This window comes from uncultured Tenacibaculum sp., from assembly GCF_947494125.1.
Taxonomy (GTDB): domain Bacteria; phylum Bacteroidota; class Bacteroidia; order Flavobacteriales; family Flavobacteriaceae; genus Polaribacter.
Map to the genome: position 1 here is coordinate 1 of NZ_CANLTU010000048.1, position 432 is coordinate 432.

Genomic DNA, 432 nt, shown 5'->3' on the forward strand with positions numbered 1-432 from the left:
TCTTCTATAAAAAAGATTAGATCTGTTCTGCCATATTCTTTTGGAAATGATTTTCCATTGATTAATATTTCTGGTGTGAAATTGATGGCGTTTTCTTTACACCAAACATTTTCTTTTTCTAATTCAGCAATGTAGGTAGTGTCATCTGTACAAGCTCCCCATTTCTGTAACCAAACTAAAGGCTTTTCTCCTTCATAAATTTCACCCATGGCAAGTAAACATTGGGTAGCTCCTTTGGTATTGTATATTTCGATTAATCGACTTGTTATTTTAACTCCATCACTATTGGTATCTTGTGTACTAATATTAAATCGTACTCTTATTTTTACATTGTTCCCATACCTGTGTAAAATATCATCTACATGTTTATGAACTGGTTTACAGTGCCCACAAAATGGATTGGTTATGACAACTATTTCTAATTTTGATTTT

The 432-nt window shown here is 31.7% G+C and carries 1 protein-coding gene; it reads right to left on the bottom strand.

Translation table 11 applies throughout. From position 1 onward, the window contains the following. On the bottom strand, positions 1-432 hold a 432-nt coding region (locus Q0881_RS17750), incomplete at both ends, for a thioredoxin domain-containing protein (protein WP_299163311.1).